General features: G+C 60.0%; 1 pseudogene. It reads right to left on the reverse strand.

The window, feature by feature from the left end:
- Positions 1 to 220: pseudogene (locus HMPREF3171_RS02750) on the reverse strand (HNH endonuclease signature motif containing protein); the annotation flags it as partial.

Genomic DNA, 220 nt, shown 5'->3' on the forward strand with positions numbered 1-220 from the left:
AGTCATCGCCAACAGAACATCATCACCAGTGCCATCCAAGATGCGCAGATAATCCGGCAGCGGCACCAACACCGTGGGACGCGGCGCTGCGGTTGCGACCTTGCCCTCGCCGAAGAAGATCCCAATGAGGTTCTCCGCAATCTGGGGTGCAGCCGGACGATCCTGATCAATCCCTAACCGCCCGGCGTGCTCCATATCGGAGATCTCCCGCTCGTCATAG

It is taken from the genome of Corynebacterium sp. HMSC08F01 (genome assembly GCF_001807545.1).
GTDB lineage: Bacteria > Actinomycetota > Actinomycetes > Mycobacteriales > Mycobacteriaceae > Corynebacterium > Corynebacterium coyleae.